This is a genomic window from Stappia albiluteola (assembly GCF_014050225.1).
Classification (GTDB): domain Bacteria; phylum Pseudomonadota; class Alphaproteobacteria; order Rhizobiales; family Stappiaceae; genus Hongsoonwoonella; species Hongsoonwoonella albiluteola.
Genome location: NZ_JACFXV010000053.1, coordinates 210,003 through 231,923, shown reverse-complemented (window position 1 = coordinate 231,923; position 21,921 = coordinate 210,003). Strand labels below are relative to the sequence as shown.

Below are 21,921 nucleotides of genomic sequence, written 5' to 3'. Positions count from 1 at the left end.
GCCATTTGTCCTATGAATGACCGATGATCAGGCGGAGCTGGATGCTGGCTTTCTGCCCTTTGTCGCGTGCTCGCGCGCGGCCTCCAACCTGTGAAGTGCTCTGTCCATGCCGCCTGCCAGCCTGGCTCGAACCAAAAATGCTCCCGTCACCTCGGCGAGCGACCTCAACCGGACGAGCCCGCTCGTCGGCATCCTGCTCAAGGTCACCTCGGCGCTGATCTTCACCGGTATGATCGCGTTGGTCAAAATTGCTTCCGAGCGGATCCCGATCGGCGAAATCCTGTTCGCCCGCAATTTCTTCGGCATGATCCCGGTGCTGGTGATGATCGCCTTTCGCGGCGAGTTGGGCGCGGCATTCGCCACCCGCCGGCCGCTCGGGCATGTCGGACGCGCCATCGTCGGCGCTTCGGCAATGGCCCTGTGGTTCTCCGCCCTTGCCCGCATTCCCCTGCCGGATGCCACCGCGATCAGCTTTTCCGCGCCTCTGATGACGGTCTTCCTTGCCTGGCTGCTTCTCGGCGAGGCGGTCCGCATCTATCGCTGGTCGGCGGTCTTCATCGGCTTTTGCGGGATCATGGTGATTCTTTCGCCCCATCTCTCCGGCAGCGATTTCGGCGACCAGGCGGCGAGCGGGGCGATCTTCGCCTTTGCGGCCGCCTGTTTCATGTCACTCGCATCGGTCTTCGTCCGCAACCTGACATCGACGGAACGCACGGCGACCATCGTTCTGTGGTTCTCGGCGCTGACGTCGCTGTTCTCGCTGCTGACCTTGCCCTTCGGCTGGGTCGTGCCGGATGCAGGCGATGCGCTGGTTCTGGTGATGATCGGTCTTCTCGGCGGCATCGGCCAGATCCTGCTGACGCAGAGCTACCGCTATGCGGAGGCCTCCACCATCGCTCCCTTCGAATACACGACCATGCTCTGGGCGCTTCTGGTCGGCTGGCTGCTTTTCGAGGAAGTGCCGACGGTCGAGGTGCTGCTGGGCGCGGCGATCGTGATATCCGCTGGGATCTTCGTCATTTTCCGCGAGCGCCGGCTCGGCCTTGACCGCTCGAAGGCGCAAAAAGCCTCCTCGCCGTCGCGCGCGTGATCGGAACGCCTTGCCCGATCGGAGCATATTGCTCCGATCAGAACGCCTTGCCTGATCGGAGCGTATTGCTCCGATCAAAACGCCTTGCCCGATCGGAGCGTATCGCTCCGATCAAAACGCCTTGAATGTAATGATCGTCTTGGTGTCGAGAATACCCTCGAAAGGGTGCACCTTTTCGTTCACGAAGTGACCGATATCCGTTTCGTCCTCGACATAGAACTTCACCAGCAGGTCGTAGTCGCCGGCCGTCGAATAGATCTCCGAGGCGATCTCCGCGTCGGCGATGGCGTTGGCGACCTGATAGGCCTTGCCGAGGTGGCATTTGATCATCATGAAGAACGGTATCATCGCGCGCTCCGACCCTAGGTATTCAACTCGGCCGCAGTGAACAGGAAGCCATGCGCGCGGGCAAGCCTTTCCCTTAAATTGTGCCTGCTGCTTGAATTTCAGCGCCGTCATTGCTAGCTCTTCGCTGTCTCAAGGGGGTGCCCGAGTGTTTGCACGCCGGGCTGAGAGGCATTCGCCAACTCCTGGAACCTGATCCGGATCGTGCCGGCGGAGGGAATTGGGATGGAATCGATTGTCGGAAGGACTGCGGCTGCGCTCGAAGGCCTGCGTGCCCGCGCGCCGCGTATCCACTGCATCACCAATACCGTTGCCCAGAATTTCACGGCGAACGTGCTGTTGGCGCTGGGTGCTGTGCCATCGATGACCGTTGCGCCGCAGGAGGTGCCGGGCTTCGTCAAAAGCGCACAAGGTCTCCTCGTCAACCTGGGGACCGTGGACGACGAACGGCGCGCTTCCATTCCGCTCGCCTTCCAGGCGGCAGGCGATGCCGGATTAGGCGTGGTTCTCGATCCCGTTCTTGCCAACCGCTCCAGGGCCAGGCTCGATCTCGCACTGGAGTGCCTGGCAATGGGCCCCGCGATTGTGCGCGCCAATGCGGAGGAAGCCGCGGCTCTCTCCGGGGGGCTCGGTCCGCGCGAATTCGCGGTAGCTGCCAATACCACGCTGGCGCTGACCGGTCCGGTCGATCTCGTCGTCAACGGAACGTCGGCCTATGAGGTGCGGCATGGCCATTCGCTGATGGCGCGGATCACGGCGATGGGCTGCGCCGCCTCGGCCGTCGCGGCGGCATTCCTTGCGGTGGAGAAAGATCCGGCTATTGCCGGGGCAGCAGCGCTTACTGTCATGGGTGTCGCGGGCGAGGAAGCAGCCCAGGCGTCACGTGGCCCGGGCAGCTTTGTGCCCGCTTTTCTCGATACGCTTTATTCTCTGGACGCCGGCCGGCTTTGGGCGGCGGAGGAAACGGCATGACAGCTATCGCGGTCACCATAGCGGGCTCGGATTCGGGCGGAGGCGCCGGTATCCAGGCGGACCTGAAGACCTTCTCCGCTCTTGGCGTCTATGGCGCGAGCGTGATTACCGCACTGACGGCGCAAAATACGCTCGGCGTTTCGGCGATCCACGATGTACCGGCGGATTTCGTCGCTGCGCAGATTGATGCTGTCTTTTCCGACTTGAAGGTCGATGCGGTGAAGATCGGTATGCTGTCGCAGCCGGCCGTGATCGAGGCCGTCGGCGACGGCCTTGTCCGACACGAGATTTCGAGGATCGTGCTCGATCCGGTCATGGTGGCTGCGTCCGGAGACCCGCTGGTCGCGCCCGAGGCGGTCAGCGTCCTGATCGAAAGGCTCTTGCCCGTGGCGAGCCTCGTCACGCCGAACCTGCCGGAGGCGGCAAGGCTGCTTGGCGCCACGCCTGCGCGAAACGCTGCGGAAATGGTCGGGCAGGCCCGTGGATTGCTTGCGCTCGGGGCCAGAGCCGTGCTCTTGAAAGGGGGGCATGGCGAGGGGCGGGAAAGTGCCGATGTCCTTGCCGTACCCGATGGCGAAACCTGGTTCCGGGCTGCCCGCCATGAAACCCGCAACACGCATGGCACGGGCTGCACGTTGTCCTCGGCGATTGCCGCCGGACTTGCCAAGGGCCGAAGCTTGACCGAGGCTGTGGCCGACGCGAAAACCTATATCACCGCTGCGATCAAGGCGGCGGACGAGCTTGAGATCGGTGCCGGCCACGGCCCGGTGCATCATTTCCACCGGCTATGGCCCACGCGACAGTGAACGGAAAAAGCGCAATGACCAACAAGAAGACTTCGGGGCAGGGTGCCGTGACGAGGCGCCGCATGCTTGCGCTTTCGGCCGCCGGCGCGGGTGCCGGCCTTGCCGCGCCGGCCGTCGCCCAATCGACGCAGCCGACCATCGAATGGAAGATGGTGACTTCCTGGCCGAAGGATCTGCCGGGGCCGGGTATTACCGCGCAGCGTATTGCTGACCAGATCGCGCTGATGAGCAGCGGCCGCCTTCGCATCCGCCTTTTCGCGGCCGGAGAGCTGGTGCCGCCGCTCGAAGTCTTCGACGCGGTGTCGTCCGGCACCGCGCAGATGGGCCACTCGGCGTCCTTCTTCTGGCAGGGCAAGATACCGGCCTCGGTGTTCTTCACCGCGGTTCCCTTCGGCCTCCTCCCGTTGGAGCACATCACCTGGGTGGAGCAGGGGGGCGGCCAGGCGCTATGGGACGAGCTTTACGCGCCCTTTGGCGTCCGTCCGCTGATGGCCGGCAATACCGGCGTGCAGATGGGCGGCTGGTTCAAGAAGGAACTGACCGGCCTCGACGACCTTAAGGGGCTGAAGATCCGCATGCCGGGCCTCGGCGGCGAGGTGATGCGCCGGCTCGGCGCCACGCCCGTTTCCCTGCCGCCGGGCGAACTTTTCGGCGCGCTGCAATCCGGTCTCATCGACGCGACCGAGTTTCTCGGCCCCTGGAGCGACACCGCCATGGGGTTCCATAAGGTCGCGAAGTTTTACTATGCGCCGGGTTTCCACGAACCGAACGGGACGGGTGAGGCGCTCTTCAACACCGTTGCCTTCGAAGGTCTGCCCGACGATCTCAAGGCCATCGTGCGCGATGTGTGCCGGGCGGAGAACGCCCGCTCGCTGGCCGAAAGCGAATGGATGAACGCAGGCCAACTCGCCGCGCTCCAGCAGGATCACGGCGTCCAGATCCGCATCTTCCCGAAGGATGTGCTGGATGCGCTGCGCTCCACTTCGGAGGACGTGGTTGCCTCCGTCGCGCAGCTGGATCCCCTGAGCGCCAGGGTGGTCGAAAGCTTCCAGCAGGCCCGCGCGCGGCTCGCACCCTGGAGCAGGCTTTCCACGCGTCTCTATCTTGACGCCCGCGATCAGTGAGTCCTGACCCTAAGCGTCGGTTCTGGAACGATTTCTCGTCCTTGGGGTAGTTTCACCCGAAACCCGGGCGTCGATTGGTCCTCGGCCTCTCGGTTCGTCATACGCGGGCTTGACCCGCGTATCCACGCGGCGCTTCCACTTGCCGCAGCTTCCATGGATCGCCGGGTCAAGCCCGGCGAAGACGAGCGGAAAGGCGGCCCACCGCGCTGATGGCCGAAAGTGTCGCTCGGGGCAGCCCAGCACTCCATCGTCAGCCGCTTCCCGCCGCTCACGCCTCCGGCATGCTGCGATAGCTGCCGTTCCTCAGTGCGGCGAGGGCGAAGTCGACCATCGGATCGAACATCGCTTCCTGTTGCTCGTCGGTCATGCAGCGCTGGGCCTGTGAGACGAGCACCGGGTGGAAGAACACGATCAGGCTGTATTGCATCAGCATGGCGGCGGTCGCGACATCCTGCTCGGGAAAATCGCCATTGCTGATGCCTTCCTCGATCACCTGCGCCATTACCCGGCGCATATCCGCCTTGTGCATCTCGATTTCGTCCCACGCCTCGTCCATGGCCGCTTCGATCAGGTCGTGGATCTTGCGGTTGACGGCGTAGCGCTCGCGCATCAGTTCGAAATGGGAGCGGGCGATCAGGCGCAGTCGTTCGGGAGGAGCGATATCGCGCCGCGCAGCGACGTCCTCTATATTGCGCTGGAATTCGTCCGTGACGAGTTTTGTCACCGCCTTGGTCAGCGCAGTCTTGGAAGCGAAGAAGCGGTAGACATTTGCCGGCGACATGCCAAGTTCGCGCGCAATATCGGCTACGGTCGTCTTCTGGTAGCCGTAGACGTGAAACAACCGGTTCGCCGTGTCCACGATCTTCTGCCGCATTTCCAGCGCCGCCGGCGACCATGTGCCGTCGCGCAGGAAGGCGTCGTCAGCCATCTGCTTTTCCAGTTCCTTAACCATCGTGCGTGTCGCGCGTTGCCTTTCTGCGTTTTTTGAATCGATCTGCACGCCGATTGTGCAGCCTTGCCGGCGTTTTTGCCAGCCTGAGCCGCAGCAGGGTCTGAATCCGTCTGCGGTGCTGATGATTAATATATATTGACTGATGATTATTGACAATCGTCAGTTCTCAGACAATATGATGCAAACGTTAATGGGACTGAACCGGGGTCGGGTGCGGCCATTCGCCCGCTATCCATCTCCCGGGCCGGTCCTCACAACATTCCGACAGGCGCCAACGCACCTTTTCAGGACGGTATCATGCCCCGTTTGCCCTCATTCGCTTCGCTGGCGGCAGCTCTCCTCCTCGCGGCCTGCCAGCCCAATGCCGCCGAAAACGCGGAGGAGGGCGCGCAAGGTTCCCTTCCAGCGCCGCGTATCGTCTGGGCGGAGCAGGTGAAATCCTCGCAAGGCCTCGACCTGTCGAGCTTCACCGGCACCATCGAAGCGCGCATCGACCAGCCGCTCGCCTTTCGCGTAGGCGGCAAGCTGGCGGAACGCCTGGTGGATGTTGGCGACAGGGTGTCGCGCGGCGACGTTGTCGCCCGCCTCGATGCGAACGATTACAGCCACGCCCTCCGCGCCGCCGCTGCTGAGATGCGCGCGGCCGAGGCTGAGGCCGAACGCACTGCGGCCGATCTTGAACGCGCCTCGGAGCTTCGGGAAAAAGGGCATGCCAGCCAGGCCGGTTTCGAGGCCGCCAAGGCGGCGGCGTCCGCCGCGAGCGAAGCGCTCGAGGCAGCGCGCGAACGGCGGGCGCTTGCCGAAAACGAGCTTGCCTATGCCGAACTCAAGGCTGATGCCGACGGAGTGGTGACTGCGGTTTCCGCCGAACCTGGCCAGGTGGTCGCCGCCGGCCAATCGATTGTCGCCCTTGCGCGTGACGGCGACCGCGAGGCGGAGATCGCCATCCCCGAAAGCAGGCTTGCGGGGCTGAAGGGCGCGAAGGCCCATGTCACTCTCTGGGCGCTTCCGGGTGAGGAATTCGACGCGAGCCTGCGCGAGCTCGCGCCAGGAGCCGATCCCGCCGCGCGTACCTTCCGCGCCCGTTTCCGCATCGACGACCCGAAGAAGCTCGCAAAGCTCGGCATGACCGCGACCGTGCACCTGTCCCGCGAGGCCGTGAATTCCGCCGTCGTGGTGCCGCTGTCTGCTGTCTGGTACCGGGGCGAGGCCGCCAATGTCTGGCGCGCCAATGCGTCTCGCGACGGCGTGGAGGCGGTACCCGTGACCTTGCAGCGCATGGAAGAGACCTATGCGCTGGTCGAGGGCGCTCTTCGGCCCGGTGACCTTGTCGTCAGCATGGGGGCCCACAGACTGGACGAGAAGCTCGCCGTCCAGATCGAGGAGAGGGCGGCGGAGACCACCGGCCTGCGCGTGGGAGTGGTCAGATGAAATCCTTCAATCTCTCCGCCTGGGCGCTGCGGCATCAGTCGCTGGTGCTGTTCTTCATCCTCGTGCTGGCCGCGGCCGGCACCTGGTCCTATCTGAAGCTCGGCCGCAACGAGGATCCCGCCTTCACCGTCAAGGTGATGGTGGTGACGGCAGCCTGGCCGGGCGCGACGGCCGAGGAAATGCAGACCCAGGTCGCCGAACGCATCGAGACCCGGCTGCAGACGTTGCCCTATCTCTACCGGGTCGAGACCTATACGCGACCCGGCTTCGCCGCTACGCAGGTTTTCTTGCGCGACGACACACCGCCTGCCGAGGTGCCGGAACTCTGGTACCAGGTCCGCAAGAAGGTGGGCGATATTCGCGCCGAACTGCCGCAAGGCGTCGTCGGTCCCTTCTTCAACGACGAATATTCCGACGTCTATGTCGAGATCTTCGCCCTGACCGCGCCGGAGGCAAGCTGGACGGAGCTGTCCGATCTGGCCGAAACCGTGCGGCAAGGCTTCCTTTCGGTTCCCGATGTGGTGAAGGTCCAGCTTTTCGGCGAGCAGGACCAGAAGATCTTCGTCGATATCTCCTATGCCAAGCTCGCCACGCTCGGCATTCCGGCGAGCGCCATCTTCGATGCGCTGAACCGCCAGAACGCCGTCGTGCCGTCCGGTGCCGTCGAAACGCCGACGGAGCGGGTGCAGGTGCGCGTTTCCGGCCAACTGTCTGGCGTTGAGGAGGTCGCGTCCGTGCCGGTGGAGGTCAATGGCCGCACCTTCCGTCTCGGCGATATCGCAAAGGTCTCGCGTGGGGTGGAGGATCCACAGACCTTTTCCGCCCGCTATGACGGCGAGAGGGCGATCATGATCGGCATTGCCATGGCCGATGGCGGCAACGTTCTGGATCTCGGCGAGGCACTGAAGGCGAAGTCCGTCGAGATTAAGCGGCTGCTGCCACTCGGTACGGAGCTGCATCAGGTCTCCGACCAGCCGGAAGTGGTGGACGAGGCGATCGGCGAGTTCGTCTTCAAGTTCCTCGTTGCCATTTCCATCGTGCTGCTTGTCTCCTTCGTCTCGCTCGGCTTCCGGACTGGCATCATCGTGGCGCTGTCCGTGCCACTCACCCTTGCCGGCACATTCCTGGTGATGCTGATGATCGGCATTGACCTGGAGCGCATCTCGCTCGGCGCGTTGATCCTGTCGCTCGGCTTGCTGGTGGATGATGCGATCATCGCTATCGAGATGATGGTGGTGAAGATCGAGCAGGGCTGGGACCGTTTCCGCGCGGCCACTCATGCCTGGCAGTCCACCGCCTTCCCGATGCTTACGGGCACGCTGGTGACGGCGGCGGGCTTTCTTCCAGTCGGTTTCGCGCAGTCGTCGGCGGGCGAATATGCCGGCGGCATTTTCTGGGTGGTGACGATCGCGCTGCTGATCTCCTGGGTCGTTGCGGTGGTATTCACGCCCTATCTTGGGCTGAAGCTGCTGCCGAAGTCGCTGGAGCGTCGCGCGGCGGCCCATACGGGCGAAGACGAGAACGCCATCTACCAGACGCGCTCCTATCGCGGGCTCAGGGCGTTCATCGCCTTCTGCGTGCGCTTCCGCCTTGCGGTCGTGCTGCTGACAGTCGGCCTGCTGGTCACCGCCGGCTACGGCATGGGCTTCGTGCAGAAGCAGTTCTTCCCCAATTCCTCGCGGCCCGAGATCATCGTCGAGCTGCGCGGTCCCGAGGGGTCGTCCTTCGAGGCGACCAATGCCGAGGCGCAGAAGCTGGAGGCCTGGTTGAAGGACAGCGGGGACCTCGACTATTTCACGACATATGTCGGCGCCGGTGCGCCGCGTTTCTTCCTTGCCTACAATCCGGCCCTGCCCAATCCGAACTACGCGATGATCCTCATCCAGTCCAAGGGCGGGGAACATACCGAGCGGCTGCTCGGCGAACTTCGCGCGCGTTTTGCCGCTGAGGAAGGGCCTGTGCGTGGCCGGGCCCGGCGGCTGGAACTCGGTCCGCCCGTCGGTCATCCGGTCCAGTTTCGGGTCGTCGGCGCGGATCGCGAGGAAGTTCGACGTATCGCTGGCGAGGTGCGGGACATCATGCGCGCCGAACCGCGCACCCGGGACGTCGAACTGCAATGGGGCGAGAAGGTCAAGTCCGTGCGTCTCGAGGTCGATCAGGAGCGGGCAAGGGCGCTTGGCCTGTCCACGTCCGATATCGGCCTGACCCTGCAGAGCCTGCTCACGGGCCGGGAAGTGACCGCGCTGCGCGAAGGCCGCCACCAGATCGGCGTCGTTGTCAGGGCGGCTGAAGGAGAAAGGGCGGATCTCGGCGACCTCGGCGACATGGTCGTCGCCGTGAAGGATGGGGTGCCGATCCCCGTCTCGCAGGTGGCACGCGTCGCCTATTCTGCGGAAGAGCCGATCCTGTGGCGGCGCAACCGGGAGACCGTGCTGACGGTCCGCTCCGACGTGGTGGATGGCGTCCAGGCGCCGGACGTCACCGGGGCCCTGCTGCCGAAGATGGAGGAATTGCAGGCGACGCTTGCCCCCGGCTACCGCATCGACGCCGGCGGCGCGGCGGAGGAATCTGGCAAGGCCAATGCGGCGCTCGCAAAGGTCTTTCCGGTGATGTTCGTGGTGATGATGATCCTCATCATGCTGCAGATGCAGTCGATCTCGAAGATGGTGCTGGTGTTCCTCACCTTCCCGCTCGGGCTTGTGGGAGCGGTGGCGGCCCTGCTGCTCTTCGACGCGCCGTTCGGCTTCGTCGCGATCCTTGGCGTCATCGCGCTGGGCGGCATGGTGATGCGCAATACGCTGATCCTGGCAGACCAGATCGAGCATGACCTAAACGCCGGGGCCACCATGCGCGAGGCGATCGTGGAATCGACCGTCCGCCGTGCCCGGCCGGTGATTTTGACCGCTCTGGCGGCGGTGCTTGCCTTCATTCCGCTGACGACCAACGTTTTCTGGGGGCCGATGGCGATCTCGATGATCGGCGGCCTGAGTGTTGCCACCGTGCTCACGCTCTGCTTCATGCCGGCGCTCTACGCACTGTGGTTCCGCAAACGGCTGGACAAGCGACAGGTTGAGACGTCGGCCGAAGTCATCGGTCTGCCCGAGCGCAAGGCGCAACCCGTCACGCTCGCGCAGGCTGCGGAGTGATTTCCGCCTCTTCCGGTAGAAAAGACGATTCGAAGCATCGGATATCACCGTCTCCGGCATTCCGCCGGGGGCGGTTTTTGTTGCATTTCTGTGACACCATCGCGCGAATATTCGGATCGCTATCCTGAAGTCCAAGTTGCCTAAAAAATGGGCAATTAGCGTTTTTCCCGACCATACGCCGCTGCTTTTGAAGGATTCCGTGGGTGAAAATGACGGCGCGATGAATTAGCGTCGAGGATATGACGTAACGTCAATATAATCATTGCGATTCGCCGCCTGCCTCTCGGCGAATGACGCTCGCGGAAAGGTAAATTGCCTTCGGGAAGCGCTTTCTGCATGTTCCGGCTGAGAAGAGAGGTCCTGTGCGTTACGGGTTCCGCGGGAGGAAAAAGGGCAAATGAAAGAGACGATGAAGTGGGCGAAGCTGTCGGTTGCGGCTTTGGCCCTTGTTGCGACGAGCAGTGAGGCATTCGCTGGCGCTTTCGCGATCCGCGAGCAGAGCGCCTACTATCAGGGATTGTCCTTCGCGGGCTACGGCACCACCGGCCCGTCCATCTCCTCGGTCTTCTGGAACCCCGCGACGATCACCGGCGCGGGCGACGGTTTGACCTTCGAGAGCCATAACACGGTTATCATCCCGGACTCGGAGATCAAGCAGAGCGACTACACTGCCAATCCGGCACTTGCCGGCCTCGGAGTGTTTGATAGCAACGTCAATTCTGGCGATATCGGCAATGATGCTTTTGTTCCGTCAACTTACGCAGCCTACAAAGTAAATGAAGATATCTTCGTTGGCCTAGCGATAAATGCTCCCTTCGGGCTCGGAACCAAGCCGGAGAACAATTGGGCAGGTCAGTTTTATTCCCGCTCCTCCAGCGCTTTTTCGATCAACGTCAATCCGATTGCAGGCTATCGGATCAACGATCAGGTATCCATCGCAGCTGGTCTGCAAGTGCAATATCTTGATGTCTCGCTAAAGCGTGGAGTGCCGACGTCTCTGACTTTGGGAACGGGAATCCTGGACGGCGACGATGTTGGGTTCGGCGCTACGGCAGGCATTACATACAAGCCATTCGAAGGAACCGAGTTCGGGCTAGGTTATCGTTCTGCTGTCTCACATAAGCTTGAGGGCGATCTGACTGTTCCGGCAGTTGTCTTTCCGGCGCCCACGCCAGGGTCAGTAACGCCGATCTCTGCAAAGCTGATCACCCCCGATCAAGTGAATTTCTCGTTCAAGCAGCGCGTAAATGAGAGCTTCCGCGTTCTTGGTACGGTGGAGTGGACGAATTGGAGTCGCCTTACGGAGCCAAAGGTGGTGGCGGATGCGAATGGTGCGACTATTCAGACGTTGCCGTTCAACTACGATGACGGTTGGTTCTTCGCCCTCGGCGGCGAGTATGATTACAACGAGCAACTGACCCTCCGTGCGGGTCTCGCTTACGAGATTTCGCCGATCGACGACGATATCCGCTCTACTCGGCTGCCGGACAGCGATCGCATCTGGGTGTCTGGTGGCCTGACTTACAACTTCAACCATGATCTCTCCTTCGATCTTGGTTACACGCATATCTTCGCCGAGGACGGCGATATCGCTATTGTCCAGGGTCATCAGGACTACAACTCGGGTATTGGTTCTTTCACGGGGCAGGCCGAATCCAGCGTCGACATCATCTCGGCGTCGGTGCGCTATCGTTGGGGTGGCCCGACGCACGCGGACGAGCCGATCACGACCAAGTACTGATTTTTCGCCGACAGGTGGAAATGAGAAAGGCCGGGAAATCCCCGGCCTTTTTTGTTTGGCTAAAATCGTTGAGCTCTGAGTGCCGCATGGATACGCCGGTCGAGCCCGCGTATGACGAAGCGAGGGGTTACGGCAGAAAGGCAGCCGCACGCTCTGTCATGCTCGAGAACGCGGGCATCAAGCGACCTACGGCCCGAGGAAAATGGCACAGCCTCTCCACTCGTCTTCGCCGGGCCCAGTACCGCGAAATGCCCCGGCGATCCATCAGGCGGTGGAAAAGGCGAAGGCTACGCGTGCATACGCGGATCATGCCCGCATAAGACGAGCCGGATACCGGGGTAGCCACAAACTCTGTCATGCCCACGCAGGTGGGCATCCAGTATTCGCCGGCGCCAGAGGTTTAGCGGCTGAAACAGATGGTTCCCCGTTTTCACGGGAAGACGCCTGTGTGTCCGGCCAGCGTTTGCCCCGGGCTCAGCCGCCTCATACCTCCCTCAGAACGCCGCCGGATAGAGCCCGCCATCCACGAGGATATTCTGGCCCGTGACATAACCTGCATGGGCCGAACAGAAGAAGGCGCAGATCTGCCCGAATTCCTCCGCGCTGCCGAAACGTGCCGCCGGGATCTCGGCCGCCTGCGCCGCTCGGATTTCGGCGATAGCCGCGCCCGTCTGGCTGGCGGCCCGTTCGAAGCCGCCGCGCAGCCGGTCGGTGTCCATCTTGCCCGGCAGCACGTTGTTGATCGTCACGTTTTTCGCGGCGAATTGCCGGCAGACGCCGGCCAGAAAGGCCGTCAGGCCGGCCCGCGCGCCGCTGGAAAGGTCGAGGCCGGCAATCGGCATGCGTACCGACAGCGAAGTGATGTTGACGATGCGGCCGAAGCCGCGTTCGGCCATGCCGTCCGCCACCTGCTGGATCAGTTCGATCGGGGTCACCATGTTCTGGATGACGCCCTGAAGCATCGCCTCGCGGTCGAGCTCGCGGAAATCCTTGCGCGGCGGCCCGCCATTGTTGTTGATCAGGATATCCGGCTCCGGACAGGCCGCCAGGATCGCGGCCTGTCCTTCCGGCGTCGACACGTCGGCAGCCACCGCGGTCACGGTCACGCCGTAGCGGCTGTGGATCTCTGCCGCCGTCTTGTCGAGCCTTGCCGCATCCAGTCCGTTGATGACGACCTCGCAGCCGGCCCCTGCCAGCGCCTCGGCGGTGCCGCGCCCCAGCCCCCGGCTCGAGGCGCAGACGATGGCCTTGCGGCCCGCAATTCCCAGATCCATTGATCCTCCGTCCATTCTCGGAACTCCGTGCTTGGAAACTAGTGCCTCGATCCCTCCCTGTCACGGCGTCGGTGCACGCCGGAAAGGGAGCGGTCGTCCGCATCACCGCTCATGACTTGAGAAAAAGCGAACGGATGCGAGGGACTTGGACTGTCATAATCCTGAGATCGGAATCGCGTTTAAGGGCGGAAACCGTCAATGCGGAGACCGTTCATGTCTGCGACGCCGGAACCCAAACATTACCGGGCGTTGTTTCTGTCGGACATCCACCTTGGAACGAGGGGATGCCAGGCGGATCTGCTTCTCGATTTCCTGAAATACAATGACGCCGAGACGATCTACCTTGTCGGCGATATCGTTGACGGCTGGCGCATGCGCCGGTCCTGGTACTGGCCGCAGGCGCATAACGACGTGGTGCAGAAGCTCCTGCGCAAGGCACGCAAGGGCGCCCGCATCGTCTATACGCCCGGCAACCACGACGAATTCCTGCGCGACTTCCTCGGCACCCATTTCGGTGGCGTCGAGGTGCAGGCTGACGCCGTCCACACCACCGCCGACGGCCGCGAATTCCTGATCATCCACGGCGACCAGTTCGACGTCGTGGTGCGTCATGCCAGATGGCTGGCCTATTTCGGCGACTGGGCCTATGTGAGCGCGCTCAATCTCAACACGCTCGTCAACATCGTGCGCCGCAGGCTGGGTCTGACCTACTGGTCGCTTTCGTCCTGGGCGAAGCTGAAGGTCAAGAACGCCGTCAACTTCATCGGCAGGTTCGAGGAAACGCTGTCGGCGGAAGCGCGCCGGCGCAAGGTCGACGGTGTCATCTGCGGCCATATCCATCACGCCGCGGACCACAGCGACTGGGGCATTCACTACATCAATACCGGCGACTGGGTGGAAAGCTGCACGGCCGTCGTCGAGCATCATGACGGAACCTTCGAGGTCATAAGATGGATCGACGACAGGAGCGCGGCGGAGGCGCCGGCGAGGATCGGCCGGGCGCGGGCCGCCGCATGACATCGGTGCTGATCGTCACCGACGCCTGGCACCCGCAGATTAACGGCGTCGTCCGCTCCATCGAGCGTACGGCGGAGGAATTGCGCAAGATGGGCGTGCGTGTCGAGATCCTCTCGCCGCAGCCTTTCGCGACGCTTCCCTGTCCAACCTACCCGGAGATCCGCCTGTCGCTGGTCGGCAGCCGCCGCGTCCGCCGGGAAATCGAGGCGCGGGCCTGCGATCATCTGCACATTGCCACGGAGGGGCCACTGGGCCTCAGGGCGGCCCGCATTGCGCGCCGGGCGGGTCGCGTCTTCACCACCAGCTACCATACCCGGTTCCCGGAATATCTCTCCGCGCGCCTGCCGGTGCCCCTGTCCTGGTCCTATGCGTGGCTGCGCCGCTTCCACAATTCCGGCCAGGGCTGCATGGTCGCGACATCCTCGCTTGAGCAGGACCTGCGCGAGCGCGGCTTCAGCAACCTGATGCGCTGGTCGCGCGGCGTCGACCACGAACTCTTCCGCCCATACGAAGGCTCGGTGCTGCCGGCGGATATCGCCCGACCGGTCTTCATGAATGTCGGCCGCGTCGCGGTCGAAAAGAACATCGAGGCCTTCCTGAAGCTCGACCTGCCGGGCACGAAAGTCGTCGTCGGCGGCGGCCCGCAGCTGGAAAGGCTGACGGCCGACTATCCGGAAGTGCTTTTCACAGGCGCGAAGGTCGGTGAGGATCTCGCCCGCCACTATGCCTCGGCGGATGTCTTCGTCTTTCCCAGCCTGACCGACACGTTCGGCAACGTGCTGCTGGAGGCGCTGGCTTGCGGCCTGCCCGTCGCCGCGTTCCCGGTCATGGGCCCGCTCGATATAGTCGGCGGCACGGGTGCCGGCGCGCTCGACGAGGACTTGCGCGCCGCCTGCCTTCAGGCGCTTTCCCTGCCGCGCGAAAAGGCGCGCGAACTGGCGATGAACTATACCTGGGCGGAAAGTGCCCGCCAGTTTCTCGACAACTGCGTGGCGGCGTATGAAAATTCGGCGGCGCGAGAGGCGGCCTGAGGCACTCCGGGATCCGGAACCAAAACTTGTCACCGGTGCAATATTCCGGTCCCGGCAGGGGCGAACTCCTGATATTTGAACAGTCAGGAGATTTCGCATGACAAAGCCAACCGATATTCCGGTCTTCGACGATATCCTCGCTGCGCGCGAGCGCATTTCGGGCGAGGCCGCAAGGACGCCGTTGCTGCGTTCGGCATTTCTCGACGAGGTGACAGCTGGCACCATCCTGATCAAGCCGGAGGTGTTGCAGCGCACCGGTTCCTTCAAGTTTCGCGGCGCCTTCAACCGTCTGTCGATGATCCCTGTGCAGGACCGGGCGAAGGGTGTCGTCGCCTGCTCTTCCGGCAATCACGCACAAGGCGTGGCGGAGGCCGCGCGGCTGCTTGGCATACCGGCGACGATCGTCATGCCGTTCGACGCACCGGCCCTGAAGAAGGCGCGCACCGAGCGTTCGGGCGCGATGGTCGTGAACTACACGCGCGGCGTTGAAAACCGAGACGAGGTCGCCGCGAAGATCGTCGCCGAGACGGGAGCGACCTTTATCCATCCTTACAACGATCCGGGCGTGATCGCGGGGCAGGGCACCGCGGGGCTGGAAATCGCGGAACAGGCAAAGGAGCTTGGCCTTGCGCCGGAAGCGATGCTCACCTGCACCGGTGGCGGCGGCTTGACCGCCGGCATAGCCCTCGCGCTCGAGCAAGCCATGCCAGCCTGCGCAATCTATCCGGTCGAGCCGGAAGGGTTCGATGACTACGCCCGTTCGCTCGACGCCGGCAGCCGTGTCGCGAACCCGTCGGCAGTCGGCTCGATATGCGATGCGATTCTGACGGAGACGCCAGGCGATGTCGGCTTTGCCATAACGTCGCGTCGTGCAGAACGCGGTCTTGTCGTCAGCGACGCGGAAGCACTTGCTGCTGTTGCTTTCGCTTACAACGAGCTGAAGCTGGTGGTGGAGCCGGGCGGCGCGGTGGCACTGGCCGCGCTGTTGTCGGGCAAGCTCGACGCAAGAGGGAAATGCGTCGCGATCATCCTGTCCGGCGGCAACATAGAGCCAGAGATGATGATGCAGGCTCTCGCCGGTCGCGGCGTTCCGTGATAGCCAAGTGCTCTAGCTGAACAGGGATTGCCGCTCGCCGGCGGTGAGGCGCTTGAGTTCGTCCTCGCCGTCTTCCTCGGCCTCGATCACGGCAAGCTCGGCTTCCCAGTCGATATCGGCTTCCGTTTCATTTTCCTGCGCCGTGCGGCGCTCCTCGAAGCTCAGATCGATATCGAAATCGCCATCGGCTTCGTCGTCGTCCCGGTTTGCCCCGGCCGTCGGCCGCTGCGGCTCGGGCCTGGGCGCCGCAGGCTTCTCAAAGACGTCGGCAATGCCGTCATCCTCGTCGTCGAGGTCCACTTCCACTGTCGGTGTCGCCGCCGTTACCTCGGCCTTCACCGGCGCGAAGACATCGGCAGTTTCTCCTTCCGCCTCGTCCACGGCAATCGCGTCGAAGGAAATATCCTCCGCGTCGGCTTCAATTTTATCATCGTGGCTGTTTCCAAACAGCGCATCCACCGCGTCCTGGCTGGTACCGCGGCCTTCGAGTTGCGGGCCGTTCAGCAGGTGGGCGTCGGGGCGCGTGTCCATCCGGATCTCCGGTTCCTCGGCCGTGGCGTCCTCCATGCCCCAGATGTTGATCATCAGGTTGATGCGCGATTCCAGATACTGCAGCACCTGTACGATCTTCTGCGTGCGCTGGCCGGTCAGGTCCTGGAACGAGCAGGCCATGAAGATTTCGGTCGCCCGCGCATCGATCTCGTCGCAGGCGGTCTGGTTCGCGCCTTCCTCGCGCAGTTGCCAGGCGATCTCCTGGATGGCTTCTGATGCCGCCAGGATCTCCTGCGTCGCGCCTTCGGTCTGGGAGACGATGGCGTCGAGCTCGTCGGAGGCTTCCTGGAACCGGTTGCCGTATTCCGACTCATGCTTGATGTTGCCGATCTCGCGCTTGGTGCGATCGATCGCTTCCTGCATGTCGGCGATGTTCAGGCGGATGCGGTTGATGTCCGGCACCGTGCGGTCGCGGATCATCGCCTTTTCCAGCCGCTCGATCGCCGCAAGCACGACCTGTGTGTCCGGCTTCTGGTTGCGGCGCAGATATTCGTCCAGGAACCAGCGGCCCTGCGCGGAGCCTGCCAGCGTGTCGAGGATCGCTTCGAAATCCGCATCCCGAAGGGGGCTCGGCGGGCCTTTTGCTGCCATGACGGTCTCCCTTCATTCCTTCATGCGGCCGGGCCTTCGCGGACCTGGAAATACCCGAATCGGTTTCGCGCCGGCATGCGTTGCGTTAAATCTCATCCCCGGCCAGCACTCCTGCCTGTCTGGTTGCGGCGAAGCGCGTCGGGCTGATTCATCTTCGATGGTTAAGTCGCAAATCCTTAGAATCGGTTTAGATGGCTCGCCCGGAACCTCAAATCCGGGCATTTTCGCGAGTGCGGTCAACGCGCTCTCTCCGGAGCTTCGATATGGGCCTGAACTTTCGGATCGCGGCGATTTTCGCCGCCTTTTTCTTTGGAACGGGCCTGTTTCTGCCCTTCTTTCCGCTGGTTCTGGCGCAAAACGGCTTCACCTCGGCTGAGATCGGCACTCTGCTCGCCGTGCCGATCCTGGTTCGCCTCGTCGCCAATCCGGTCATGTCCGGCATTTCCGACCGGCGCAACGCGGCCCGCCAGTCGCTCGTGCTCTTTTCCGCCGCCGCCTTCGTTTTCTTTGCGTTGCTCATCCGTCCGGCCGGCTTCTGGCCGACATTCGCGCTGTTGGCGCTGGTTGCCGTCTTCTGGTCGCCCATCGTACCGCTGAGCGATGCGCTGGCCCTGAACGAGGTGCGCAAGGGCAAAGCGGATTACGGCAGGCTGCGGCTGTGGGGCTCCATCGGCTTCGTCGTCGCCAATCTTATCGGTGGCGTGCTGCTCCAATACTTCCATGCCTCCTATCTGATCGGCGGCATCCTCGTCGGCCTTGCCGCGATCTTCGCCCTCGCGCTCACCATGCCAAAGCCGGAGGTTGAGGAAGACGGTGCGGCTGATGGCAATGGCCGGGGTGGGAAAATCCTGAAGGCTCCCGTCTTCCTCGCCTTCCTGCTCGCCTTCGGCCTGATCCAGGCAAGCCATGCCGGCTATTATGCCTTCGGCTCGCTCTACTGGAAAACGGAAGGCATACCGGAATCGGCCGTCGGCGTGCTGTGGACGCTCGGCGTCGTAACGGAAGTCGCGCTCTTCTATCAGGCGGGCAAGCTGCGCGGCCGCATCGGCCCCTTCGGCTTCCTGGTTGCCGGTGCGGTGGCCGCCATCCTGCGCTGGATGCTGTTTCCGGAAGTCACCGCCCTTTGGGCCATCGTCGTCCTGCAGGGACTGCACGGGCTTACTTTCGGCGCCACCCATCTGGGCGCGGTGGCGCTGATTGCAGCCGTGGTGCCGCGGCGCTGGGCCGGCACTGGCCAGGCGATGGCCTCCACCGCCGTCGGCGCGTTGACCGCCGTATCGACGGCCATCGGCGGGCGGCTCTATGAGGCCGATCCCGCCTTCGTCTTCTTCCTGATGGCGGGCCTGTCGGCGCTGGGCCTGCTGGTGCTCCTCGTCCTTCGCCGCCGCCTGAGCGCGTTGATGGCCTGAGAGACCTGGGTCCGGACCTAACCCCAGAGCGCAGGGGAGGGAGGCAGCAACGTGCTGCCGTCGAATTCCAGGCCCGGGTTGCGGTCGCGGGACAGCAGCAGCGGCGCGTCGAGATCGACATAGTCGGCCCCTTGCGCAACGATCACCGCCGGCGCCATGGCGAGCGAGGTACCCAGCATGCAGCCGACCATGATCTTGTAGCCCTCCGCCCGCGCGGCATCGGCCAGCAGCAAGGCGCCGGTCAGCCCACCCGTCTTGTCAAGCTTGATGTTGACCGCGTCGTAGAGCCCCTTCAACTCGTGCAGATGATCGGCGGTATGCGCGCTTTCGTCGGCGCAGACGGGCACCGGATGCTCGAATTTCGAAAGCATCTCGTCCTTGCCCTGTGGCAGGGGCTGCTCGATCAGTTCCACGCCGGCGGCAAGGCAGGCCGCCATATTCGCTTCGAAGATCTCCGCCGTCCACGCCTCGTTCGCATCGACAATCAGCCGGGCCAGCGGAGCCGCGCGGCGGACGGCGGCGATCCGCTCCACATCGCCTTCGCCCGCAAGCTTCACCTTCAGCAACGGCCGTTCGCTCGCCTTCGCCGTATCCTCCGCCATCTTCTGCGGGCTGCCGACACTGATCGTGAATGCCGTCACCTGCGGCTGCGGCTCCGCGCGGCCGAGCAGGGCCGAAACGCTTTTGCCCGCCTTCTTGGCGGCGAGATCCCACAAGGCGCAGTCGACTGCGTTGCGCGCCGCGCCCGGCGGCATGGCCTGCTGCAGCGCCTTGATGTCGAAGCCGTGGGGAAGGTTGGCGGCGAGCCGCTCGATATCGGCGATCACGCCGTCCACCGTCTCGTTGTACCGCGCATAGGGCACGCATTCGCCGCGGCCGGAAAACCCGTCTTCGGTCGCGGTGGCCACCACCACATTGGCGTGGGTGCGGCTGCCGCGGGAAATGGTGAAGCCGCCCTCGATGGGCCAGCTCTCGGTGATCGCCGCCAGCTTGATGGTCATGCGAGGCCGTAGTCCGCGATTAGCCGGTCGACGATGGCGGCGACGCCGAAACGCACCGGATCCGAGGCGGGAAGCCCGTATTGCCGGGAAAGGTCGGCCAGCAGCTTCATTGCCGCGTCCTCGTCGAGCGCCGCCGTGTTCACGGCGATGCCGACGCAGCGGATATCCGGATTGGTCAGCCGCCCGCAGCGGATCGTCATGTCGATCACGTCGTCGATCGACGGCAGCGGCGTTTTCACGCCGCGCATGTTGGTGCGGGTCGGTTCATGACAGACGACGAAGGCGTCGGGCTGCGAGCCGTGCAGCAGGCCCAGCGTCACGCCGGCGAAGGAGGGGTGAAACAGCGAGCCCTGGCCCTCCACGACGTCCCAGTGGCCGTCGGCCGCTTCCGGCGAGATCCATTCGGCCGCACCGGAGATGAAGTCGGCAATCACCGCGTCGATTGCGGCACCCCGGCCGGAAATGAAGACGCCGGTCTGCCCCGTCGCCCGGAAATCCGCGTCGAGCCCGCGCTCGCGCATTTCCTTTTCCAGTGCAAGGGCGGTGTATTTCTTGCCGACCGAACAGTCGGTGCCGACGGTCAGCAGCCGCTTGCCGCGCCGCTTCGTTCCCTTGCCGGTGGCAAAGCGCTCGCTCGAATGGCGCACATCGAAGAGCTTGCCGCCGCTGCGCTGCGCTGCCTCCCGGATTTCGGGTACGTCGGCAAGGCGCATGTGCAGCCCGCTTGCCACGTCCATGCCGGCATCGAGTGCGGCCACGATCGAGGCCACCCAATGGTCGGGCAGCACGCCGCCGGCATTGACGGCGCCCACGATCATCGTCCGCGCGCCGGCATCGGCTGCTTCCGCAGGAGTCATATCGGCCAGTCCCGCATCCGCCTTGCAGCCGTCGAGGCGATACTGGCCGATGCACCATTCGGGGCGCCAGTCCACGATGCCGAGCGCTGTCTTGGCGGCCAGCGCGTCGGGCACATCCCCAAGAAACAGAAGGTACGGATGGGCGATCTGCATGATGGAATTCTCCTGCAACAGGCAGCCGAAATGCTTGAAGCCGCGAGGTGGCGCTCTGGACGCTGGCGGCGCCACTCAGGTATACGGGGCGACAGGGAAGTCCGGCAAGAGGCGGCAATGACCATCCACGTCCCGAACAGCAGTCCTTCGCCGAGGGGCGCTCTGGCGGTGAACGATGCCGGCTGACCTTGGCGTGGCGGCCCGGATCGCACCGACGCTCGATGCCCATGGCGAAGGCAACATCCTTCGGCTTTGCCCGGGCGGCTGCTGGACGATCCATGATGCCGAGCAGTTGGAGAGCCTGATTGCCGGGCTTCGCTGCGGCGAGCCCGTCTATGCGGTTGTCGACCTTTCGCGGATCGATTCTCTCGATACCGCTGGCGCGTGGCTGCTCCACCGCCTGCAGGGCGACCTGGAATATCGTGGGGCGCGGGTCGATCGGGTCGGCGTCAGCGACACCTATGCCGCGCTTTTTTCCGAGATCGAAGCCCATCACCCCACGCCCTGGAAGCCCTATCGCTCGCGCTTTTCGGTCGTGAGCCTGCTGGAAAAGACCGGCCGCCAGATGACCGAGGTCGCCAACGACGCGGTCGCGGTCTGTCACATCGTCGGCTCGCTGGCGGCAGTCCTGTCCGGCATCCTCTTCAATCCGCGCCGGCTGCGTGCCGTCTCTGTCGCGGTACAGTTCGACCGTTCCTGTATCGGGGCGGTGCCGATCGTTCTTCTGATGAGTTTCCTCATCGGCGGCATCATCGCCCAGCAGGGCGGCTTCTATCTGCGCCAGTTCGGCGCCGATCTCTTCGCCGTCGATCTGGCCGGCGTGCTGGTGCTGCGCGAAATCGGCGTGCTGCTGACGGCGATCATGGTCGCAGGCCGTTCCGGCTCCGCCTTCACCGCCGAACTCGGCTCCATGAAGATGCGCGAGGAAATCGACGCCCTGCATGTGATCGGGCTGAAGGTGACGGAAGTGCTTATCCTGCCGCGCATTCTCGCCTTGATGCTCGCCCTTCCTGTCCTGGCCTTTCTCGCCGACCTTGCCGCGCTTTTCGGCGCCGGCCTCGTCACCTGGCTCTATCTCGACATCGTACCGCAGACCTTCCTGCAGCGCCTGCAGGAGGCCGTGACGATGGAGACCGTCAATGTCGGGTTGATCAAGGCGCCGTTCATGGCGCTCATCATCGGCCTCGTCGCCTGCGTGGAGGGACTGAAGGTGGGCGGTTCGTCGGAATCGCTCGGCCGCCACACCACGCTATCCGTCGTGAAGGCAATCTTCATGGTCATCGTCGTCGATGGCCTGTTTGCCATCTTCTTTGCCTCGGTGGGGATCTGAGCC

Annotated in this window: 18 protein-coding genes and 1 riboswitch; of the genes, 12 read left to right on the top strand and 6 right to left on the bottom strand. The window is 63.8% G+C overall.

Annotation, left to right across the window (positions count from 1 at the left end):
• Positions 1-106: 106 nt before the first annotated feature.
• The gene (locus tag H2509_RS11465; RefSeq protein ID WP_182165374.1) at positions 107-1,090 is read left to right on the top strand and encodes a DMT family transporter; all 984 of its coding nucleotides are present in this window, start codon (positions 107-109) and stop codon (positions 1,088-1,090) included.
• A 111-nt stretch (positions 1,091-1,201) separates the two neighbouring features.
• Here H2509_RS11465 and H2509_RS11460 read toward each other — a convergent pair whose 3' ends face one another.
• Positions 1,202-1,438, bottom strand: a complete 237-nt coding sequence (locus H2509_RS11460) for an Lrp/AsnC ligand binding domain-containing protein (RefSeq protein WP_182165372.1) — start codon at positions 1,436-1,438, stop codon at positions 1,202-1,204.
• A gap of 123 nt (positions 1,439-1,561) precedes the next feature.
• Positions 1,562-1,672, top strand: a riboswitch (TPP riboswitch).
• Between H2509_RS11460 and H2509_RS11455 the strand changes: the two genes are divergently transcribed.
• The 3 genes from H2509_RS11455 to H2509_RS11445 all read left to right on the top strand — a co-directional run bounded on the left by H2509_RS11455 (position 1,661) and on the right by H2509_RS11445 (position 4,337).
• Positions 1,661-2,407, top strand: a complete 747-nt coding sequence (locus H2509_RS11455; RefSeq protein ID WP_182165369.1) for a hydroxyethylthiazole kinase — start codon at positions 1,661-1,663, stop codon at positions 2,405-2,407. (Overlaps the previous riboswitch by 12 nt.)
• Entirely contained in the window at positions 2,404-3,213 is an 810-nt protein-coding gene (gene thiD, locus H2509_RS11450; RefSeq protein ID WP_182165366.1) for a bifunctional hydroxymethylpyrimidine kinase/phosphomethylpyrimidine kinase, read from the top strand. Before H2509_RS11455 ends, thiD begins: the two co-directional genes overlap by 4 nt.
• A 14-nt stretch (positions 3,214-3,227) precedes the next feature.
• Positions 3,228-4,337 carry a TRAP transporter substrate-binding protein gene (locus H2509_RS11445; protein ID WP_182165363.1) on the top strand — a complete coding sequence of 370 codons (1,110 nt, stop codon included), beginning with the start codon at positions 3,228-3,230 and terminating at the stop codon, positions 4,335-4,337.
• Between the two features lie 268 nt (positions 4,338-4,605).
• Here H2509_RS11445 and H2509_RS11440 read toward each other — a convergent pair whose 3' ends face one another.
• Positions 4,606-5,265 carry a TetR/AcrR family transcriptional regulator gene (locus H2509_RS11440; RefSeq protein WP_182165361.1) on the bottom strand — a complete coding sequence of 220 codons (660 nt, stop codon included), beginning with the start codon at positions 5,263-5,265 and terminating at the stop codon, positions 4,606-4,608.
• A gap of 321 nt (positions 5,266-5,586) precedes the next feature.
• Here H2509_RS11440 and H2509_RS11435 point away from each other — a divergent pair, with 321 nt between their 5' ends.
• The 3 genes from H2509_RS11435 to H2509_RS11425 all read left to right on the top strand — a co-directional run bounded on the left by H2509_RS11435 (position 5,587) and on the right by H2509_RS11425 (position 11,607).
• The gene (locus H2509_RS11435) at positions 5,587-6,720 is read left to right on the top strand and encodes an efflux RND transporter periplasmic adaptor subunit (protein WP_182165358.1); all 1,134 of its coding nucleotides are present in this window, start codon (positions 5,587-5,589) and stop codon (positions 6,718-6,720) included.
• Positions 6,717-9,866: an efflux RND transporter permease subunit gene (locus tag H2509_RS11430; RefSeq protein WP_182165356.1), complete on the top strand. Its 3,150-nt coding sequence runs from the start codon at positions 6,717-6,719 to the stop codon at positions 9,864-9,866. The genes H2509_RS11435 and H2509_RS11430 overlap by 4 nt, the downstream gene beginning before the upstream one ends.
• Before the next feature lie 397 nt (positions 9,867-10,263).
• Positions 10,264-11,607, top strand: coding sequence for an OmpP1/FadL family transporter (locus H2509_RS11425; RefSeq protein ID WP_182165353.1), 1,344 nt, complete (start codon positions 10,264-10,266; stop codon positions 11,605-11,607).
• Positions 11,608-12,101: 494 nt separating this feature from the next.
• On the opposite strand, the gene H2509_RS11420 is transcribed toward H2509_RS11425, so the two are convergent.
• A complete protein-coding gene (locus H2509_RS11420; RefSeq protein WP_182165350.1) occupies positions 12,102-12,881 on the bottom strand; it encodes an SDR family oxidoreductase in 780 nt (259 codons plus the stop codon).
• Positions 12,882-13,094: 213 nt separating this feature from the next.
• On the opposite strand from H2509_RS11420, the gene H2509_RS11415 reads away from it, so the two are divergent.
• From H2509_RS11415 to H2509_RS11405, 3 genes are all read left to right on the top strand, one after another.
• The gene (locus H2509_RS11415) at positions 13,095-13,898 is read left to right on the top strand and encodes a UDP-2,3-diacylglucosamine diphosphatase (RefSeq protein ID WP_182165347.1); all 804 of its coding nucleotides are present in this window, start codon (positions 13,095-13,097) and stop codon (positions 13,896-13,898) included.
• Positions 13,895-14,929 carry a glycosyltransferase family 4 protein gene (locus H2509_RS11410; RefSeq protein ID WP_182165752.1) on the top strand — a complete coding sequence of 345 codons (1,035 nt, stop codon included), beginning with the start codon at positions 13,895-13,897 and terminating at the stop codon, positions 14,927-14,929. The genes H2509_RS11415 and H2509_RS11410 overlap by 4 nt, the downstream gene beginning before the upstream one ends.
• Before the next feature lie 97 nt (positions 14,930-15,026).
• Positions 15,027-16,025 carry a threonine ammonia-lyase gene (locus H2509_RS11405; RefSeq protein ID WP_182165344.1) on the top strand — a complete coding sequence of 333 codons (999 nt, stop codon included), beginning with the start codon at positions 15,027-15,029 and terminating at the stop codon, positions 16,023-16,025.
• A 12-nt stretch (positions 16,026-16,037) separates the two neighbouring features.
• Here the strand turns inward: H2509_RS11405 and H2509_RS11400 are convergent, their stop codons facing one another.
• Positions 16,038-17,168 (bottom strand): protein phosphatase CheZ, encoded by a 1,131-nt coding sequence (locus tag H2509_RS11400; protein WP_182165341.1) that lies wholly within the window; start codon positions 17,166-17,168, stop codon positions 16,038-16,040.
• Between the two features lie 263 nt (positions 17,169-17,431).
• Here H2509_RS11400 and H2509_RS11395 point away from each other — a divergent pair, with 263 nt between their 5' ends.
• Positions 17,432-18,577 carry an MFS transporter gene (locus H2509_RS11395; RefSeq protein ID WP_182165339.1) on the top strand — a complete coding sequence of 382 codons (1,146 nt, stop codon included), beginning with the start codon at positions 17,432-17,434 and terminating at the stop codon, positions 18,575-18,577.
• 17 nt (positions 18,578-18,594) lie between these two features.
• On the opposite strand, the gene dgcA is transcribed toward H2509_RS11395, so the two are convergent.
• Both dgcA and dgcN read right to left on the bottom strand, forming a co-directional pair.
• Complete coding sequence (gene dgcA, locus H2509_RS11390) at positions 18,595-19,578, bottom strand: N-acetyl-D-Glu racemase DgcA (protein ID WP_182165336.1); 984 nt, start codon at positions 19,576-19,578, stop codon at positions 18,595-18,597.
• The gene (dgcN, locus tag H2509_RS11385) at positions 19,575-20,588 is read right to left on the bottom strand and encodes an N-acetyltransferase DgcN (RefSeq protein WP_182165334.1); all 1,014 of its coding nucleotides are present in this window, start codon (positions 20,586-20,588) and stop codon (positions 19,575-19,577) included. Before dgcN ends, dgcA begins: the two co-directional genes overlap by 4 nt.
• Positions 20,589-20,763: 175 nt before the next feature.
• On the opposite strand from dgcN, the gene H2509_RS11380 reads away from it, so the two are divergent.
• Positions 20,764-21,918, top strand: a complete 1,155-nt coding sequence (locus H2509_RS11380; RefSeq protein WP_182165331.1) for an ABC transporter permease — start codon at positions 20,764-20,766, stop codon at positions 21,916-21,918.
• Positions 21,919-21,921: the final 3 nt, after the last annotated feature.

Coding starts and splice junctions, on each gene's coding strand:
- thiD (WP_182165366.1), top strand. CDS start 2,404: ATGACAGCTATCGCGGTCACCATAGCGGGCTCGGATTCGGGCGGAGGC.
- H2509_RS11445 (WP_182165363.1), top strand. CDS start 3,228: ATGACCAACAAGAAGACTTCGGGGCAGGGTGCCGTGACGAGGCGCCGC.
- H2509_RS11420 (WP_182165350.1), bottom strand. CDS start 12,881: ATGGATCTGGGAATTGCGGGCCGCAAGGCCATCGTCTGCGCCTCGAGC.
- H2509_RS11410 (WP_182165752.1), top strand. CDS start 13,895: ATGACATCGGTGCTGATCGTCACCGACGCCTGGCACCCGCAGATTAAC.
- H2509_RS11395 (WP_182165339.1), top strand. CDS start 17,432: ATGGGCCTGAACTTTCGGATCGCGGCGATTTTCGCCGCCTTTTTCTTT.
- H2509_RS11405 (WP_182165344.1), top strand. CDS start 15,027: ATGACAAAGCCAACCGATATTCCGGTCTTCGACGATATCCTCGCTGCG.
- H2509_RS11400 (WP_182165341.1), bottom strand. CDS start 17,168: ATGGCAGCAAAAGGCCCGCCGAGCCCCCTTCGGGATGCGGATTTCGAA.
- H2509_RS11430 (WP_182165356.1), top strand. CDS start 6,717: ATGAAATCCTTCAATCTCTCCGCCTGGGCGCTGCGGCATCAGTCGCTG.
- H2509_RS11460 (WP_182165372.1), bottom strand. CDS start 1,438: ATGATACCGTTCTTCATGATGATCAAATGCCACCTCGGCAAGGCCTAT.
- H2509_RS11380 (WP_182165331.1), top strand. CDS start 20,764: ATGCCGGCTGACCTTGGCGTGGCGGCCCGGATCGCACCGACGCTCGAT.
- H2509_RS11425 (WP_182165353.1), top strand. CDS start 10,264: ATGAAAGAGACGATGAAGTGGGCGAAGCTGTCGGTTGCGGCTTTGGCC.
- H2509_RS11415 (WP_182165347.1), top strand. CDS start 13,095: ATGTCTGCGACGCCGGAACCCAAACATTACCGGGCGTTGTTTCTGTCG.
- H2509_RS11455 (WP_182165369.1), top strand. CDS start 1,661: ATGGAATCGATTGTCGGAAGGACTGCGGCTGCGCTCGAAGGCCTGCGT.
- H2509_RS11440 (WP_182165361.1), bottom strand. CDS start 5,265: ATGGCTGACGACGCCTTCCTGCGCGACGGCACATGGTCGCCGGCGGCG.
- dgcN (WP_182165334.1), bottom strand. CDS start 20,588: ATGCAGATCGCCCATCCGTACCTTCTGTTTCTTGGGGATGTGCCCGAC.
- dgcA (WP_182165336.1), bottom strand. CDS start 19,578: ATGACCATCAAGCTGGCGGCGATCACCGAGAGCTGGCCCATCGAGGGC.
- H2509_RS11435 (WP_182165358.1), top strand. CDS start 5,587: ATGCCCCGTTTGCCCTCATTCGCTTCGCTGGCGGCAGCTCTCCTCCTC.
- H2509_RS11465 (WP_182165374.1), top strand. CDS start 107: ATGCCGCCTGCCAGCCTGGCTCGAACCAAAAATGCTCCCGTCACCTCG.